The following is a 16859-nucleotide window of genomic DNA, read 5'->3' as shown; positions in this document are numbered from 1 at the left end:
CGCCCCTCCGGACGCGTCAGGGACGGAACCGCAGCACCTGCGGGTCGTGATCGCTGATCTGGTCGTGGAACTCGGCGTTGAGGTGCACGCTGTCGTACTCCAGCCCGTCGCCGCGCCGGATCGACGGGCTGACCAGGATCTGGTCCAGGGCCTGGCTGTTGCCCTGGTAGACGTACGAGTAGCGCTCGCTCCCCGGCAGCGACCTGACCGCCGACCACAGCTCGCCGTCGCCCTCCAGGACGCGCGTGGTCGTGGAGAACTCGAAGTCGTTGATGTCGCCGAGCACCACCACGTCCGCGTTCTTCTGGACGTCGAGGATCTGCCGGACGAAGGCGTTCACGGCCTTCGCCTGGAGGTGGCGCTGGGTCTCCGAGCTCCGCGCCGGCGGCTGGTACTGGGAGGTCAGACCCTGGTCGCCGCCCTTGGAGTTGAAGTGGTTGGCGACCACGACCACCGTCCGGCCGCGGAAGGCGAACTCGCCGGCCAGCGGCTTCCGGCTGTTGGCCCAGGCGGGGTCCGCCGGGTCGACCCGGCCGGGGGAGACGGTCAGGGCCGCCTTGCCGCGCACCTTCGTCACCCCGGTCGCGGTGGTCGCGTCGCCGCCGGGACGGTCGGTGAAGGAGACCCGCCCGGGGTTGAACAGGAACACCTGGCGGATGTTGCCGCCCGGCTCGCCTCCGTCGGCCTTGTCGGCCGGGTCGACGGAGCGCCAGTCGTAGCGGGGACCGCCCGCCGCGACGATCGCGTCGATGAGCCGGCCCACCGTCTCGTCGGCGGCCACCGTGCCGTCGTCGGTGGCGCCGTTGTTGTCCTGGATCTCCTCCAGGGACACGATGTCGGGCGAGGCGAGGTGGCGCACGATCGCGTCGGCGTGTGCCGCGAAGGTGTCGTCGGACGGGTCGAGGTTCTCGACGTTGTACGTCGCCACCGCCAGCTCACCGCCCCGCTGCGCCCGCGTCGTCTCGCGCTGAAGGCCCCCGCTCTCCAGGGTGCCGAGCTCGCGGGCGACCAGGGTGTAGCCGCCGTACTGGTTGTAGTCCAGCGGGCCGGCGGTGGGGCCGGCCAGCGTGTCGCCCACGTTCGCCTTCGGGAAGTCCGCGACCCGGCCGAGGGACTGGATCTGGAGCCGGCCGGTGTTCTGCGCCGCGTACGAGCCGTAGACGGTGCCGCCCCGCCGGTTGCGGTGCTCGTCCGGCTTCACCGTCACCCACAGCTCGGTGTACGGGTCGGTGGCGCCGACCACGCGGACGTCGGCGACCTCGACGTTCATGCCCTCCAGGGACTCGTAGAGGTCCAGGGCGTACCGATCGGGGCGCAGGGGGAGCCCGTTGACCGAGCCGTTCGCGGCGCTGTCGCCGTCGGGCGCGTACCGGCCGGGCACCGCGGCGGCGTCGACGGTCACGGCGGCCGGGACCGGGTGGCCGCCCGAGACGACGGTCACCTTGGGGCGGGTGATCTCGGTCAGCGACTGGTTCCCGGAGGAGGTGCCGCCGGGGACGTACTCCGTCACCGTGCCGGAGACGGTGACCGCGTCGCCGACGGCGACCTTCGGGGCGGAGGAGGTGAAGACGAACACGCCCTCGCTGGTGGCCGGGTCGGCGTCCGGGGACGGGTCCTGCATCCAGAAGCCCTTGGCGGAACCGTAGGCGCGCACGCCGGTGACGATTCCGGTCACGTCCGTGACCTGCTGTCCGGCGTACGGGGATATACGGGTGGTGCCCTGGATGTCGTGGACGCGCACCGACTGGGCGTGCGCGGGCGCGCTCAGGACGACGGTGGACGCCGCGGAACACACGGCGGCGACGGTGAGCGCGGCCAGCCGCGCGGACGACGTGGTCGGCAAGGGATCCCTCCGGGGACGTGACGGAGCGCCGGGACGAGGTGGAGCGGAGGTGGAACGGTGAGGGGCCGGGGAGGCGGGCGGTCGCGCGCGCCTCGCACCGCGTACGCGGCGGACGGGCGGCGTGCTCGCACACGTGTCCCTGGCTTCTACGCGCGTCAATCTCCTGCCTGGCCGCGCCCGTTGTCAAGGTTTCGGCCATGTACGGCGGCCGACGGGGAGATGAACCGGGCGGCATGGTGCCAAACCCGTCTAGGCTGAGCGGTCGAGCCGTGTCGCCCGGTGGGCGTGCGGTGTTCCAGGTGGTCGCAGGACCTCCCAGGCGGCCGTACGGCCCTCGACACGGACGTACGGCCTTCGAGGCGCGCTAGGAGAAACAGCCGATGTCAGACAGCTCCCCCCTGCCGCCGGTGCGGTTGCACGCCGAAGCGGAGCTGGCCCGCGACGCGCTGTCCACGCCGTTGCTCTCCCGGGCTGCCCGGCTGGCCCGCTGGGCCGGGCCGGACACCCGGGTGGACGCCGGGGGCGGGCTCGTGGACGAGCAGCTGCCGGCGGCGGCCGAGGTGCTCGGACTGAGCGGGGACGACGCCGCGGCGTACGCGAGCGAGGCGTGGCGGGTCGCCGTGGACACCGGGTTGGTGGAGATCACCGACGAGGGGAAGGGCACCGTCGCCGCGGGCGCGGACCTCGCGGTGCTCACCGGCGGCTCGCCCCACGACGTGCTCCAGGTCTGGCTCGGCGCCCTGGAGGCGGTCCTCGCCGACGCGAGCGTGCCCGACCTCGGCGGGGTCGTCGACGCGATGGCCGAGGGCGGCGAGGTGGACCTGTCGTCCCTGGACTTCGATCCGGAGGCGGAGGCGGAGTTCCTCGACGGGGTGCTCGGCAACCTGTACCTCCTGACCGTCAGCGAGGACGGCCCCGGCGAGGGCCCCGTGCCGCTGCCCGCGCTGGCCGCCTCCGTGCTCGTGCCCGGCGACATGGCCGAGCCCAGCAACGACGTGCTGGAGCAGGTCTCCGACGCGATGGTGCGGCTGGACGACCAGTTCCGGCTGCTGGAGCCGATCGGCCTGGTGGAGTACCGGCCGGTCGACGAGGCGCTGCTGACCGAGTCCGGGGACGCGGCCGACGACGCCGCGGCGCCCGGCGACGACATGGACGTGACCCGGTACGGCCTGGTGCGGCTGACTCCGCTCGGCCTGTACGGGCTGCGGACGCGGCTGCTGGAGGCCGGTTTCGACGTGCCCGCGGTCGGGGAGCTCGCCGACAAGGGCGCCGACGCGCTGCTCGACGGGACGGCCGGGTTCGGGCCGGCGGCGGCGCAGGCCGAGACCGAGCAGTGGCTCGCCCGCCGGGAACCCCTCGCCGCCGCGCGCGAGTTGCTGGCGGCGGCGCGCGGCTCGGACCCCGGGGCGCCGCTGCGGCGGCTGCGCTGCCAGCAGGCGCTGTCCCTCGTCGGCGCCGACGCGGAGCCCGCCCTGCGGGAGGTCCTCGACGACGCCGAGCTGGGCGGGCTGGCCCGGGTGTGGCTCACCGAGCACGGCGCCCGGGACGTGCCCGCGCCGTCGGAGGCGATGGTCTTCTGGCTCACCATCGACACGGTCGCCGCCCAGCTCGCCGCCGAGGGCAACTCCGAGGAACTGCGGGGCCTGGTGGAAGGGCTGGCCCGGCAGCACAGCGGCTTCTTCAGCACGGCCTGGCGGGTCGGCCACCCGGCCACCGCGGACGTACTGGAGGCGATGGGGCGGCTGCACCCCGACAAGAAGATCGCCAAGGAGGCCCGGAAGGCCGCCTTCAAGGCGCGTTCCCAGCACGGGGGATGACGCGGCGCGGCGCCTCCGGCCTCCCCGCCCGCCCGGGGCGCGGAGCGTGCGGGGAAGCCGGGGGAGCCGGCGGGCGGTCCCGCGCGGATTCACGCAAGCGGGCCCGGTGCCGTCCCGTGGTGTTCAACCGCCGTTCAGGAGCGGGCGGAACGGTGACGCGGAAGCCAGGTCCGCCGCCCTCCACGGCCCGCCCACCGTCACAGGAGACACCATGTCGCTCACCCGCAGGGACTTCGCCAGACGATCCGCGGCCACCGGTGCCGGCATCGCGCTGGCGGGCAGCGTCGGCGCCCTCGCCTCCGCCCCCAACGCGCTGGCGTCCACGGAGACCTACCGCGTGGGGCAGGACACGGCGGACGCGGCGGACCGGCACGGCGGCGCCGGGTACGGGCCGCTGGTCCCCGACCCGGACGGCATCCTGGCCCTGCCCGCCGGCTTCACGTACCGGATCCTCACGCACGCCGGCCGGACGACGCTGGAGTCCGGCGAGCCCACCCCCTCCCACCACGACGGCACCGCCGCCTTCGACGGCCCCCGCGGCACCACCCTCCTCGTCAACAACCACGAACTGGGCGGCCCCCGCTCCCGCTGGGACCACCCCGTGCCGCTCGCCGAGGGCCTGGTCTACGACCCGGCGGCCGCCGGCGGCTGCACGGTCGTCGAGGTCCGCCCCGGCGGCCGGGTCGCCGAATGGGTGGGCATCGCCGGCACCTCCACCAACTGCGCGGGCGGCAGCACCCCGTGGGGGACCTGGCTGACCTGTGAGGAGACCGAGGACAAGGCCGGCTCCAACGGCATGACCAAGGACCACGGCTACGTCTTCGAGGTCGACCCCGCCGACCGCCGCGCCAACCGCGACCCGAAGCCGGTCAAGGCCCTGGGCCGCTACGCCCACGAGGCCGTCGTCGTCGACCCCGGGCGCGGCCACCTCTACCTCACCGAGGACGCCTCGAACCCCAACGGCCTGCTGTACCGCTGGACCCCGCCGGAGGGCTTCCGGCACGGGCGGGGCCGGCTGCGGGGCCTGTCCGACGACGCGGGGCGGCTCCAGGCGTTCAAGTGCTTCGACTCCGGCGGCCGGTTCGTCGACGACCTCTCCCACGCCACGCGGACCGGCACCGTCTACGGCGTCGACTGGATCGACGTCCCCGACCGCGACGCGCGGACGACGTCCGTCCGCAAGCAGTTCACCGGCGGGCAGGTCACCCGGGCCCGCAAGCTGGAGGGCATGTGGTGGGGTGACGGCGGCGCCTACGTCGTCTCCTCCTTCGCCCGCGCCGAGAGCCCCGGGGCCGCGCACGACGGCCAGGTCTGGTTCTACGACCCCAGGCGCCGCACCCTGACCCTGAAGGTCCTGTTCGGCGTCGACCCGGACCCCTCCCGGGACGGCGCCCTCGACGGCCCCGACAACATCACCGTCTCGCCCTACGGCGGCCTGGTCGTCGCCGAGGACGGCGACGGCGCCCAGCACCTGTTCGGCGCCACCGACCGCGGCCGCACCTACCCCATCGCCCGCAACGAGCTGAACATCGGCACCGAGGAGGAGCCCGAGTACAGCGAGTTCGCCGGCGTCACCTTCTCACCGGACGGCAAGACCCTGTTCGCCGGCATCCAGAAGCCCGGCATCCTGCTCGCCATCACGGGCCCCTGGAAGCGGCAGCGGCGGTAAGCCCCCGTCCGCCGCTCGCCCGGGGTGCCGGGGAGAACCGCCGTACGCCGCCGGGGTCCGGCCGCCCGATACGATGAACGCGCAGCGGCCCCGGTCGGCGAGGAGTGGCGGGATGACGCGGGTCAGGCCCATGCGGGCGGACGCCCGGCGCAATCACGAACGATTGCTGAAGGCGGCCGCCGAGGCCTTCGCCGAGCACGGGGAGAGCGCGTCGCTGGACGAGATCGCCAAGCGGGCGGGGGTCGGCTCGGGCACGCTGTACCGGCACTTCCCGACCCGCCGGGCGCTGCTGGAGGCCGCGTACCTGGACCGGATCGAGGCGATCGCGGCGCGGGCCGCCGTGCTCGCGGGCGAACTGCCGCCCGGCGAGGCGCTGCTGGAGTGGCTGAACGAACTCGCGGCCGGGATGATCCGGGTGCGCGGGCTGAAGGCGCTGCTGGGTTCGGCCGTCACGGACGGCGGTTCCCCGGTTCCCACCGTCTGCGGTGACGCGGTGAGGGCGGCGGCGGCCCGGCTCGTCGCGGCGGCCCAGGAGGAGGGGACCCTGCGGCGGGACGTCGAGCCGGTCGAGGTGCTGCGGCTGGCCCACGGCGTCGCGACGGCGTCGGAACTGGCGGACGGGGAGGGCAGGGCCATCCGCCGGTATCTGTCGCTGCTGACGGAGGGGCTGCGGGCGGGGGCCGGCGGCTGACGGCCGGGCGCTGACGGCGGGCACCCGGCGCGGACGCGGAGTGCCGGGGCGGCCGGACGCCGGGCGCCCCCTGGAGCGGGGGCGCCACCGGGTCGCGCGCCGCTACAGGGCCTGGGCCGCCGGCTTCACCATGCCGCGCACGGTGCGGGACTTCACGAAGTCGCCCATCGCCGTCATCTCCCACTCCCCGGAGAACTGGCGGATCAGCTTGGCCATCATCACGCCGGTCTGCGGCTCGGCGTTGGTGAGGTCGAAGCGGACCAGTTCCTCGCCGGTCGCGGCGTCGAGGAGGCGGCAGTACGCCTTGGCGACCTGCGTGAACTTCTGGCCGGAGAAGGAGTTGACCGTGAAGACCAGACCGGTGACGTCCTGCGGCAGCCGGCCCAGGTCGACGGAGATCACCTCGTCGTCGCCGCCGCCCTCGCCCGTGAGGTTGTCGCCGGAGTGCCGGATCGCGCCGTTCACGATCTGGAGCTTGCCGAAGTAGCAGCTGTCGATGTGGTTGCGCTGCGGGCCGTAGGCGATGACCGACGCGTCCAGGTCGATGTCCTTGCCGCGGTAGGCCGGTTCCCAGCCCAGGCCCATCTTGACCTGCGAGAGCAGGGGGCGGCCGCCCTTGACGAGGGAGACGGTCTGGTTCTTCTGGAGGCTGACGCGGCCCTTGTCCAGGTTGATCTTCCCGGTGCCGGGGGCGGGCGCGGGGGAGGCGGCCGGGGCGGGCGGCGCCTGCGGGGCGACCTGCCGCGGGGGCGCCGCAGGCTGGGCCGGGGCGGCCGGCTGGGCGGGGGCGGCCGGTTCCTCGACCGTCACGCCGAAGTCGGTGGCGATGCCGGCGAGGCCGTTGGCGTATCCCTGGCCGACCGCGCGCGCCTTCCACTGGCCGTTGCGCAGATAGATCTCGACGACCACCAGGGCCGTCTCGCCGCCGAGGCGCGGCGGCGTGAACGTGGCCAGGACGGAGTGGTCGTCCGCGTTGCGGAGGGTGGCCGTCGGCTCGATGCCCTGGAAGGTCTGCCCGGGGGCGTCGGGGCTGGCCGTGACGACGATCTTCTCGATGCCCGGCGGGAGGGCGGCGGTGTCGATCGTGATGGCGTCCGGGGCGGTGCCGCCGCCGGAGCGGTAGGTCACGCCCGGGCCGGCGGGCTGGTTGTAGAAGATGAAGTCGTCGTCGGAGCGCACCTTGCCGTCGGCGGTGAGCAGCAGGCCCGATACGTCGAGCCGCACCGGGGCGGCGACGTCCACCGTCACACGGGCGGTGGGGAGGGGGATGTTCGAGCCGGGGGTCATAGCTGTCATGCCATGAGTAACGAATGAGTCCGTTTTACCGTTCCCTTACCGGACTCGTTCGGCCGGGCCGCCGTCCCGCGGCGGATGACCGGGCGGGGCGGGCGGCCGGGCGGGACGGGCCCCGCTCAGTACGGCCAGATCGGCGGGTCGGTCACGAAGTGGCCGCCCAGGCAGGCGTGCGCGGGGTCGTCCGGGTCGAGCTCGCCCTGTTCGGCGACGAGCTTCCCGGCGTACGGCTCGGAGTCGTCCTGCGGCTCGTAGCCGAGGGCCCGCGCGGTGGACAGGTCCCACCACAGCCGGGTGTTGGCGGAGGAGCCGTAGACCACGGTGTGGCCGACGTTCTCGGCGGTCAGGGCGGCGTGGAAGAGGCGGGCGCCGTCGGCGGGGCTCATCCAGACGGAGAGCATGCGCACGCTGGTCGGCTCGGGGAAGCAGGAGCCGATGCGCACCGAGACGGTCTCCAGGCCGTGCTTGTCCCAGTAGAGCTGGGCGAGGTCCTCGCCGAAGGACTTCGACAGGCCGTAGAAGGTGTCGGGGCGGCGCGGGGTGTCGACGGGGATGAGGGGGTCGTCGCCCTGGGGGCGGGGGGTGCAGCCGACGGCGTGGTTGGAGGAGGCGAAGACGACGCGGCGCACCCCTTCCTCGCGGGCGGCCTCGTAGACGTTGTAGGTCCCCTCGATGTTCGCCTTGAGGATCTTCTCGAACGGGGCTTCCAGGGAGATGCCCGCCAGGTGGATGATCGCGTCGACGCCCCGGACCGCCTCGCGCACGGCGTCCCGGTCGGCGAGGTCCGCGATGATGGCGTCGGGCTCGCCCTCGACGGGGCGCACGTCGAACAGGCGCAGCGTGTAGCCGTAGGCGGGGAGCAGGCCCCGCATCAGGGTGCCGAGGCCACCGGCGGCGCCGGTGAGCAGAACGGTGCGGGGAGCGGGCATCCTCGGTTCTCCTTGCATCGGCGGCCGTACACATGGACGTACGGCGTTCATATTCGTGGGCACGCTAAGGAGTGGGGGTGCGCTGCGTCAAGGGGTGGACGGGAGGGGGAAGTTGGCTGCCGTGTCGCGGTGTCGGTGCGCTTGACCGGCCCGCCGTGGGCCCTTAGCGTGGCGGCGTTCAGAAATATGGACGTAGATCATACATATAGAAAACGTAGCGATGGATTGGGAGAGCCCGTGACGTCAGCCCCTCTCGCCGCCCGGCTCACCGTCCCCACGGGGCCGCTGTTCTTCCCCGTCACGGCGTACGGCCCCGGCGGCGCCGTCGACCTCGACGTCTACCGCACCCATGTGCGCCGCGGCGTCGAGGCCGGGGCCGCGGCCGTCTTCGCCTGCTGCGGCACCGGCGAGTTCCACGCGCTGGCGCCCGAGGAGTTCGAGGCGTGCGTCCGGGCGGCCGTCGAGGCCGCGCAGGGCCGGGTCCCGGTCGTCGCGGGCGCCGGATACGGCACCGCCCTCGCGGTGCGCTATGCGCGCCTGGCCGAGTCGGCCGGGGCGGACGGGCTCCTGGCCATGCCGCCGTACCTCGTGGCGGCCGGGCAGGAAGGGCTGCTGCGGCACTACCGGGAGGTGGCCGCCGCGACCCCGCTGCCGGTCATCGTCTACCAGCGGGACAACGCGGTGTTCACCCCCGGGACCGTGGCCGCGCTGGCCCGCACGGACGGGATCATCGGCCTGAAGGACGGTCTCGGCGACCTCGGTCTGATGCAGCGGATCGTCAGCGCCGTCCGCGGCGAGGCCCCCGGCGACTTCCTGTACTTCAACGGGCTGCCGACCGCCGAGCAGACCCAGCTCGCCTACCGCTCCCTCGGCGTCACGCTCTACTCCTCCGCCGTGTTCTGCTTCGCCCCCGAGATCGCCCTCGCCTTCCACCGGGCGCTGGACACCGGCGACGGCGCCACCGTGCGCCGCCTGCTGGACGGCTTCTACGGGCCCTTCTGCGACCTGCGCGCCCAGGGGCCCGGCTACGCCGTCTCCCTGGTCAAGGCCGGGGTGCGGTTGCGCGGGCTGGACGTGGGGGAGGTGCGCCCGCCGCTGCACGAACCCGCCGCGGACCACGTCGAACAGCTCGCCCAGGTGATCAAGCACGGGTACGCCCTGCTGGAGGAGGACCGGTGAAGGCCTCGGCGTTCGTCTACCCCTGGGACGTCAACGGCGACCCGGAGGCCCCCGCGCGGCTCGCCTCCCTCGGCGTGGAGCAGGCCACCCTCGCGGCGGCCTACCACTCCACGCGCGCGCTGACCCCCCGCCACCCCCGGCACCGGATCGTCACCGCCGAGTACGCCGCCGTGCTCTACCCCCCCGGCGACCGCTGGGAGGGACGTGCCCTGCGGCCGTACGAGGCGGGCGCCTGGGCCCCGGGAGACGCCTACGGCGAGGCGGCCGCCGCGCTCGCCGGCGCCGGACTGGAGGTCCACACCTGGGTCGTGCTCGCGCACAGCTCCCGCCTGGGCGCCGAGCACCCGGACACCTCCGTCGTCAACGCCTACGGCGACCGCTACCCGTGGGCGCCGTGCATCGCGCAGCCCGCCACGCGCGCGTACCTCGTCGACCTGGCCGCCGAGGCGGCGGTGCGGCCCGGAGCGCGCGGTACGGAACTGGAGTCCCTCGGCTGGTACGGACTGGCCCATCTGCACGCCCACGACAAGACCGGCGGCGTCGGCCTCGGCGACGCCGGGCAGTACCTGATGTCGCTGTGCTTCTGCCCGGCCTGCCGGGAGGGCTACGGCGGACAGGGCCTGGACGCCGGTGAGCTCGCGGCGGCCGTACGCGCCGCGCTGGAGCCGGTGTGGCGGGGAGCGCCGTCGGACGGGGGCTGGGCCGGAGTGGAGAAGCTGCTCGGCGAGGACCGGGCGAACGCCACGCGCGCGTGGCGGGACGGTACCGCCCGCACCCTCCAGGAGGCGGCTGTCGCCGCCGTGCGCGCCGCCGCGCCCGAGGGCTTCCAGGTGCTGCTGCACGCCGACCCGGTGTCGTACCACTGCGGCGCCAACGCCGGCGTCGACCCCGCGCACATCCTGTCCGTCGCGGACGGGGTCGTGGTGCCCTGCACGGGAGGCTCCGGCCTGCTGGAGCCGTTCGCGCGCCAGGGCCGGGCGGACGCCGTCCTCGCCGCCAACCTCACCGTCGTCTCCGGCATGGGCGGCAGCCCCGGCACGCTCGCGGCCGACCTGGCCGAGGCCCGGCGGCTCGGCGCCGGAGAGCTGCGGCTGTACCACGCCGGGCTGGCGTCGGACGGGGACCTGGCGGCGGTACGGGACGCGCTCGCCCGGCGCTGAACCGGCAGCGCGACGCCCCATCCGCGGCGGTAGCTGCTGATCCCTCTGCCCAGGAGCTCGGCGATCGTGCTGGTCTTGTCCGGGAATCGGGCGATTCCCGGACAAGACCAGTAAACGATGGTGCTCGCTACGGTTCCCGGTCGGCACCGGCATGTGGCGCCTCTTGCAGAGGGAAGGCCATCAGGCTCATGCCCACGGGGATCGTTCCGGGCGCGCGTGGCGGGCGCGCGGCGTCGTGGAGTTCGGCCGCGACATCAGCGAGCCGCCCCCTGGCCGCTTCCCACGCCTCCGGCGCCACCCACAGTTCCGCGTCGACCGTCACGCCTCCGCCGTCTGGACTCCGGCGCGCGGCACGCTCCTGAAGGGTGTGTGCCAGGGTCGCCGCCAGCATCCGGGCCCCATCGCGGCGGTCGGACAGCGGGGAGCCGTGGACGGTCCGGTAGCGGCGCTCCCGGCCCCCGCGGCGGATGCGTTCCTCGGCCAGTTCCACCAGACCGACGGCATCCAGGCGCCGCAGGTGCCGGCTGGCCAGGGCATGCGAGATGTCCAGCTCACGAGCGAGTTCGGCAGCGGACATCGGGCCGGTCCACATGAGCGTGAGCATCCGCAGCCGTACGGGATGGGCGAGCGCCCTCAGGACGGGGTCTACGTCGGTCACGCCAGCCAGTAAAGCGCATGCCGTCACCACGGCACCCCTACCCCCAACCAATCTGTTGGGGGTAATGTGCCGAACCCCATGAAGCGACATCATCAAGGGGGGCCGGGCATGAGCGTGGGTCTGTTCACGGTGCTGCGGGACCGCAACGCCCGCATCTACCTGACGGGAATGATCGTCTCCGGCTTCGGGGACTCGGCCATGCTTCTCGCCTCCGGGGTCTGGGTGAAAGAGCTCACCGGTTCGGACGGTCTGGCCGCCCTGGTGGGTTTCTGCGCCTGGGCACCGGCCCTCGCGGGACCGTTCCTCGGCAATATGGCGGACCGGATACGCCGCCGCACGCTCCTGATCGCCACGAGCCTGGTGCTGGCCGCTGTCATGACGGCACCCGTCGCCGTGCGCTCTCCGGAGGATGTCTGGCTGCTCTTCGCCGTGCTGACCATGGTGGGCACGGGAACCGTGCTCATGGACGCCGCTGAGACCGCGTTGATCGCCTCCGCCATACCGGGCGAGATACGCGGGGACTTCAACGGCCTGTCCCGGGCCGCGATCGAGAGCACCAGCCTGCTCGGCCCCCTGATCGGCGCGGGCCTGTTCACTGTGCTGGGCGGCCCGGCCGTCGCCCTGCTGAACGCGCTGTCCTTCCTGCTGGGCGCGGCCGCCTTCAGCATGATCCGCGTGCGCGAAGCCGCGCCCGCACACCGGCCACGGCGGTACTGGACCGCCGAGACCGCGGAAGGCATCCGCTACCTGTGGCGGCACACGACGCTGCGCGCCCTGGTCGTCGCAGGCGGTTGCGCCATGACGGCATCAAGCCTCAGCGGCGCGGCGACCTACGCGCTCCTCGACATCGGGCTGCGGCAGCCCGCGGCATTCGCCGGCGTTCTCAGCTCGGTCCAAGGGCTCGGGTCGGTCATCGGTGGTCTGGCGGCCGGGGCGCTCTTGCGCCGCGTCCCGGCCCGCGTCCTGTCAGCGCTCGGGCTCACACTCTTCGCCCTCGGGGCACTGGCCCGGATCACCGGCTTCCTCCCCGTGGTGGTGGCCGGCAGCCTGCTCATCGGCCTGGGCCTGCCCTGGCCGCTCATCAGCGCCCTGACCACGGTCCAGAAGGAGACACCGGACGAACTGCTCGGCCGGGTGGCGGCCACCGCGAACACACTGGTGTTCGCACCGACCGGACTCGCCCTCCTCGCGGGCACAGCCCTGGTGGCCACCCTGGACTACAGGGTTCAGCTCCTCGCCGCCGGTGTGCTCGGTCTGACGACGGCTGTGCTGCTCGCGGTCACCGGCCGCCCCCGCGCCGTCCCGCCCGCCGAGCCGGACGCGGATCACCGGCCGCGCGAAGCCGGCGGCGCGAAGAAGGGATGAACGATGCGGGACGGCCCAAGGGCCGAGGAGATCCACACGCTCCTCTCCTCCCCGCGGGTGATGGCTCTCCGGCAGTACACGCCCGCCGACCGGCGGGCATCGCCGGGGACGACCGCGATCGTTCGAGGTCTCCACTCCGGGGCTGACCTGGCGCCCCACGGAGCAGCACTTCGGCACCAGGGCGAAAAACCGCCTGTGGCCCATGCCGGCCGGGTCGCCGTATCCGACTCCGTCGGCGGCACCACTTCGCGGGTGGCCGACCTGGGGGCGTGATCGTCGCGCCAGAGCCGCGAGGCCGCGGCTTGGCGAGGCTCGTGTGTCCGCGGCCTTGGTCCAGGCTGGGCGCAGGCGGGTGATGGGCCCGCCGGAACGGGCCCGCGGGAGCGGAAGACACCGAACGAGAACACGGGCCGGACCCGGCGCCCCAGGACGGGGCGGCGGGGCGCCGCGCGGGCCGGGGGAGCCGGGCCCGGGGCCTTCCCGGCGTTGCTACGGCACACTCCCGGCACCGCGCCCGCCGGGTCCGGCCGGGCCGGTGTGCCACGCCCAACTGCCGCGCTGCGAAACCGGCGCCGACGCGCGTCGCGAACGCGAACGGCCGCACGCCGCGGGTGGGGAGGCTGGGCGCACCGCCCGCCAGGCCAGCGCTCACCGCGCCGGAACGGGGGTCTCGGCCAGAGTCAACCTCAACTTCCTCTGCCGGAAGCATTGACGAAACACAGAGCCGCTCCTACCTTCAACGCGTCGTACTTCGTACGTCATATATGAGACGCGATACGCGAGATCCGATACACGAGATCCCATCCGGTTCCCGGGATCCGGCACGACGAGCACGAGTTCCGCACGAGTCCCCGGCAAGAGTTCCCACCCGAGTCCCGACACGCGGTCCGTTCGAGACACGAGACCCGAGAGGCGCGCATGACCTCTGTCCCCACGCCGATCCCCTCCCGCACGCAGTACGTGCTGGAGGAGATCAAACGCCGCATCCTCACCGGGCGTTTGACGCCGGGTCAGGCCCTGGTCGAGACCGAGCTCGCCGCACAGTTCGGGGTGTCCAAGACCCCGGTGCGCGAGGCGCTCAAGACCCTGGCCGGCACCGGTCTGGTCATGATGAGCCAGTACAAGGGCGTCACGGTGCGCATGGTGGACGCGGACATGGCGCGCGAGGTCTACGACGTGCGGCTGCTGCTGGAGCCCGAGGCGCTCAAGCGCGCCGTGCGGCGCGGGGCCTCCCTGGACGCCGCCCGCCAGGCGCTGGCCCGGGCCGACGAGGCCGATGACACCGCCGAACGGTCGCTCGCCAACCGCGAGTTCCACCGCGCCCTGTACCTGCCGTGCGGCAACCCGCTGCTCGGCCGGATGCTCGACGAGGTCCGCGACCAGGCGGCACTCGTCTCCGCCGTCGCCTGGGCCGCCGATCCCTCCTGGGAGCGGGAGGCGGACGAGCATCGGGAGATCCTGCGGCTCGCCCTCGCCGGTGACGCGGACGGCGCCGCCGGCGCCCTGCGCGCGCACATCGCGTCGTTCGTCGAGCGGGCCTTCCCCGAGACGGGGACCGCGGCCCAGGAAGAGGACGGTCAGGCATGACAACGACGTTCGAGAGCCAGCGGACGGCGCTGGCCGACGTGGTGGCGATCCCGGTGACCCCGTTCGCCGGGGACGGCTCCGTCGACTCCGCCACCCACCGGGCCCTGCTGCGCCGTCTCCTCGACGCGGGCATCACCACCCTCACCCCCAACGGCAACACCGGCGAGTTCTACGCCCTCACCCCCGCCGAGCGCCGCCTGGTCACCGAGCTGACCGTCGAGGAGGCGGGCGGCCGGGCGGCGATCCTGGTCGGCGTCGGCCACGATGTGCCGACCGCGATCGCCTCCGCCCGGCACGCCCGCGAGCTGGGCGCCCAGATGGTGATGGTCCACCAGCCCGCCCACCCGTACGTCTCCCAGGCCGGCTGGGTCGACTACCACCGCGCCATCGCCGAGGCCGTCCCCGAGCTGGGCGTCGTGCCCTACGTCCGCAACGCGGCGCTCACCGGCGCCCGCCTGGCCGAACTCGCCGACGCCTGCCCCAACGTCATCGGCGTGAAGTACGCCGTCCCGGACGCCGCCAGGTTCGCCGCCTTCGCCCGCGACGCCGGACTGGACCGCTTCGTGTGGGTGGCGGGGCTGGCCGAGCCGTACGCGCCCTCGTACTTCTCCGCGGGCGCCACCGGCTTCACCTCCGGGCTGGTGAACGTCGCCCCGGCCGTCTCGCTGAACATGCTCTCGGCGCTGCGCTCGGGCGACTACCCGGCCGCCATGAAGGTCTGGGAGCAGATCCGCCGCTTCGAGGAGCTGCGCGCCGCGAACGGCAACGCCAACAACGTCACCGTCGTCAAGGAGGCCCTCGCCTCGCTCGGGCTGTGCCGCCGGGAGGTCCGCCCTCCGAGCAGGCCGCTGCCCGAGAGCGAGCGCGCGGAGGTCGCCGCCATCGTCGCCGGGTGGTCCATATGACCGACAGCACGACCGACAACAAGCGCCCCGAGCAGCTCAGAAGCCACCAGTGGTACGGCACGGACGGCCTGCGCTCGTTCAGCCACCGGGCCCGCACCCGCCAGCTCGGCTACCTGCCCGAGGAGCACCTGGGCAAGCCGGTCATCGCGATCCTCAACACGTGGTCCGACATCAACCCCTGCCACGTCCACCTGCGCGACCGCGCCCAGGCGGTCAAGCGCGGCGTGTGGCAGGCGGGCGGCTTCCCGCTGGAGTTCCCGGTCTCCACCCTCAGCGAGACCTTCCAGAAGCCGACCCCGATGCTCTACCGCAACATGCTCGCGATGGAGACCGAGGAACTGCTGCGGTCCTACCCGGTCGACGGGGCCGTCCTGATGGGCGGCTGCGACAAGTCCACGCCCGCCCTCCTCATGGGCGCCGCCTCCGTCGACCTGCCCGCCGTCTTCGTCCCCGCCGGGCCCATGCTGCCGGGACACTGGCGGGGGGAGACCCTCGGCTCCGGCACCGACATGTGGAAGTACTGGGATGACAAGCGGGCCGGACTCATCGGCGACTGCGAGATGCAGGAGCTGGAGAGCGGCCTGGCCCGCTCGCCCGGCCACTGCATGACGATGGGGACCGCCTCCACCCTGACCGCCGCCGCCGAGGCGCTCGGCGTGACCGTCCCCGGCGCCTCCAGCATCCCGGCCGTCGACTCCGGTCACGACCGGATGGCCGCGCGGGCCGGGATGACCGCCGTCGACCTGGTCCACCGGGACCGCAGGCTGTCCCACCTGCTGACCCGGGACGCCTTCGAGGACGCGGTCACCACCGTGCTCGGCCTCGGCGGCTCCACCAACGCCGTGATCCACCTGATCGCCATGGCCGGCCGCGCGGGCGTCACCCTGACCCTCGACGACTTCGACCGCCTCGCCCGCCGGGTCCCGGTGCTGGCCAACGTCCGGCCGGGCGGACAGAAGTACCTCATGGAGGACTTCCACTTCGCCGGCGGCCTGCCCGGGTTCCTCTCCCGCATCCCCGACCTGCTCCACCTGGACCGGCCCACGGTCTGCCACGACACGATGCGCGAGCAGCTGGCGGGCGCCCTCGTCCACGACGACGACGTCATCCGGACCCGGGACAACCCGGTCGCCCAGGAGGGCGGGGTCGCCGTCCTGCGCGGCAACCTGTGCCCGGACGGCGCCGTCATCAAGCACATCGCCGCCGAGCCGCACCTGCTCAAGCACACCGGACCGGCCGTCGTCTTCGACGACTACAAGACGATGCAGCGCACCATCAACGACCCGTCCCTGAACATCACCGCGGACAGCGTGCTGGTGCTGCGCAACGCCGGACCCAAGGGCGGCCCGGGCATGCCCGAGTACGGGATGCTGCCCCTGCCGGACCACCTCCTCAAACAGGGGGTGCGGGACATGGTGCGGATCTCCGACGCCCGGATGAGCGGCACCAGCTACGGCGCCTGCGTACTGCACGTGGCACCGGAGTCGTACGTCGGCGGGCCGCTGGCGCTCGTCCGCAGCGGTGACCTGATCACCCTCGACGTCGAGGCGCGCACCCTGCACCTCCACGTGGACGACGCGGAACTGGACCGGCGCCGCGCCGCCTGGACGCCGCCGCCCGTGCCGTACGAGCGCGGCTACGGCGCCCTCTACCTCGACCAGATCACCCAGGCCGACACCGGCTGCGACTTCGAGTTCCTCGCCCGGCCGGGCACCGTCCAGGACCCCTACGCGGGCTGATCCCGCCCCCACGTTCCGGCCGCC

General features: G+C 73.6%; 13 protein-coding genes. 9 read left to right on the top strand and 4 right to left on the bottom strand.

Features of this window, described 5'->3' with window-relative positions:
• Positions 1–16: 16 nt before the first annotated feature.
• Entirely contained in the window at positions 17–1843 is a 1827-nt protein-coding gene (locus AB0L74_RS17060; RefSeq protein ID WP_365651956.1) for an endonuclease/exonuclease/phosphatase family protein, read from the bottom strand.
• 380 nt (positions 1844–2223) lie between these two features.
• Between AB0L74_RS17060 and AB0L74_RS17055 the strand changes: the two genes are divergently transcribed.
• The 3 genes from AB0L74_RS17055 (at position 2224) to AB0L74_RS17045 (ending at position 6020) form a co-directional block, all read left to right on the top strand.
• Positions 2224–3660, top strand: coding sequence for a hypothetical protein (locus AB0L74_RS17055; RefSeq protein ID WP_365651952.1), 1437 nt, complete (start codon positions 2224–2226; stop codon positions 3658–3660).
• A 211-nt stretch (positions 3661–3871) separates the two neighbouring features.
• Positions 3872–5329: an alkaline phosphatase PhoX gene (locus tag AB0L74_RS17050; RefSeq protein WP_365651949.1), complete on the top strand. Its 1458-nt coding sequence runs from the start codon at positions 3872–3874 to the stop codon at positions 5327–5329.
• Between the two features lie 112 nt (positions 5330–5441).
• A complete protein-coding gene (locus AB0L74_RS17045; protein WP_365651946.1) occupies positions 5442–6020 on the top strand; it encodes a helix-turn-helix domain-containing protein in 579 nt (192 codons plus the stop codon).
• Positions 6021–6122: 102 nt separating this feature from the next.
• Here the strand turns inward: AB0L74_RS17045 and AB0L74_RS17040 are convergent, their stop codons facing one another.
• Together AB0L74_RS17040 and AB0L74_RS17035 are read right to left on the bottom strand one after the other, a co-directional pair.
• Positions 6123–7307: a TerD family protein gene (locus AB0L74_RS17040; protein WP_365652189.1), complete on the bottom strand. Its 1185-nt coding sequence runs from the start codon at positions 7305–7307 to the stop codon at positions 6123–6125.
• A 125-nt stretch (positions 7308–7432) separates the two neighbouring features.
• On the bottom strand, positions 7433–8242 hold the full coding sequence (locus AB0L74_RS17035) for an NAD(P)-dependent oxidoreductase (RefSeq protein WP_365651943.1): 810 nt from the start codon (positions 8240–8242) through the stop codon (positions 7433–7435).
• 237 nt (positions 8243–8479) lie between these two features.
• On the opposite strand from AB0L74_RS17035, the gene AB0L74_RS17030 reads away from it, so the two are divergent.
• Entirely contained in the window at positions 8480–9421 is a 942-nt protein-coding gene (locus AB0L74_RS17030) for a 5-dehydro-4-deoxyglucarate dehydratase (RefSeq protein ID WP_365651940.1), read from the top strand.
• Positions 9418–10581 (top strand): hypothetical protein, encoded by a 1164-nt coding sequence (locus AB0L74_RS17025; protein WP_365651937.1) that lies wholly within the window; start codon positions 9418–9420, stop codon positions 10579–10581. The genes AB0L74_RS17030 and AB0L74_RS17025 overlap by 4 nt, the downstream gene beginning before the upstream one ends.
• 127 nt (positions 10582–10708) lie before the next feature.
• On the opposite strand, the gene AB0L74_RS17020 is transcribed toward AB0L74_RS17025, so the two are convergent.
• Positions 10709–11239 carry a winged helix-turn-helix domain-containing protein gene (locus AB0L74_RS17020; RefSeq protein WP_365651934.1) on the bottom strand — a complete coding sequence of 177 codons (531 nt, stop codon included), beginning with the start codon at positions 11237–11239 and terminating at the stop codon, positions 10709–10711.
• Positions 11240–11347: 108 nt separating this feature from the next.
• On the opposite strand from AB0L74_RS17020, the gene AB0L74_RS17015 reads away from it, so the two are divergent.
• The 4 genes from AB0L74_RS17015 to araD all read left to right on the top strand — a co-directional run bounded on the left by AB0L74_RS17015 (position 11348) and on the right by araD (position 16835).
• Positions 11348–12604: an MFS transporter gene (locus AB0L74_RS17015; protein WP_365651931.1), complete on the top strand. Its 1257-nt coding sequence runs from the start codon at positions 11348–11350 to the stop codon at positions 12602–12604.
• Between the two features lie 918 nt (positions 12605–13522).
• Positions 13523–14191 carry a GntR family transcriptional regulator gene (locus tag AB0L74_RS17010; protein ID WP_365651928.1) on the top strand — a complete coding sequence of 223 codons (669 nt, stop codon included), beginning with the start codon at positions 13523–13525 and terminating at the stop codon, positions 14189–14191.
• A complete protein-coding gene (locus tag AB0L74_RS17005) occupies positions 14188–15096 on the top strand; it encodes a dihydrodipicolinate synthase family protein (protein WP_365651925.1) in 909 nt (302 codons plus the stop codon). The genes AB0L74_RS17010 and AB0L74_RS17005 overlap by 4 nt, the downstream gene beginning before the upstream one ends.
• Positions 15093–16835: an L-arabinonate dehydratase gene (gene araD, locus AB0L74_RS17000; RefSeq protein ID WP_365651922.1), complete on the top strand. Its 1743-nt coding sequence runs from the start codon at positions 15093–15095 to the stop codon at positions 16833–16835. Before AB0L74_RS17005 ends, araD begins: the two co-directional genes overlap by 4 nt.
• Positions 16836–16859 lie beyond the last annotated feature (24 nt).

Source organism: Streptomyces sp. NPDC052020 (genome assembly GCF_040680575.1).
In the GTDB taxonomy this organism is placed as follows: Bacteria; Actinomycetota; Actinomycetes; order Streptomycetales; family Streptomycetaceae; genus Streptomyces.
Note: the sequence above shows the minus strand (reverse complement) of the source record. Positions and strands in the feature narration are given on the sequence as shown.

Bases quoted from the DNA above. Each gene is read 5' to 3' on its own strand.
- AB0L74_RS17055 (WP_365651952.1), top strand. From the start codon at position 2,224: ATGTCAGACAGCTCCCCCCTGCCGCCGGTGCGGTTGCACGCCGAAGCG.
- AB0L74_RS17050 (WP_365651949.1), top strand. From the start codon at position 3,872: ATGTCGCTCACCCGCAGGGACTTCGCCAGACGATCCGCGGCCACCGGT.
- AB0L74_RS17045 (WP_365651946.1), top strand. From the start codon at position 5,442: ATGACGCGGGTCAGGCCCATGCGGGCGGACGCCCGGCGCAATCACGAA.
- AB0L74_RS17040 (WP_365652189.1), bottom strand. From the start codon at position 7,307: ATGACCCCCGGCTCGAACATCCCCCTCCCCACCGCCCGTGTGACGGTG.
- AB0L74_RS17035 (WP_365651943.1), bottom strand. From the start codon at position 8,242: ATGCCCGCTCCCCGCACCGTTCTGCTCACCGGCGCCGCCGGTGGCCTC.
- AB0L74_RS17015 (WP_365651931.1), top strand. From the start codon at position 11,348: ATGAGCGTGGGTCTGTTCACGGTGCTGCGGGACCGCAACGCCCGCATC.
- AB0L74_RS17010 (WP_365651928.1), top strand. From the start codon at position 13,523: ATGACCTCTGTCCCCACGCCGATCCCCTCCCGCACGCAGTACGTGCTG.
- AB0L74_RS17005 (WP_365651925.1), top strand. From the start codon at position 14,188: ATGACAACGACGTTCGAGAGCCAGCGGACGGCGCTGGCCGACGTGGTG.
- araD (WP_365651922.1), top strand. From the start codon at position 15,093: ATGACCGACAGCACGACCGACAACAAGCGCCCCGAGCAGCTCAGAAGC.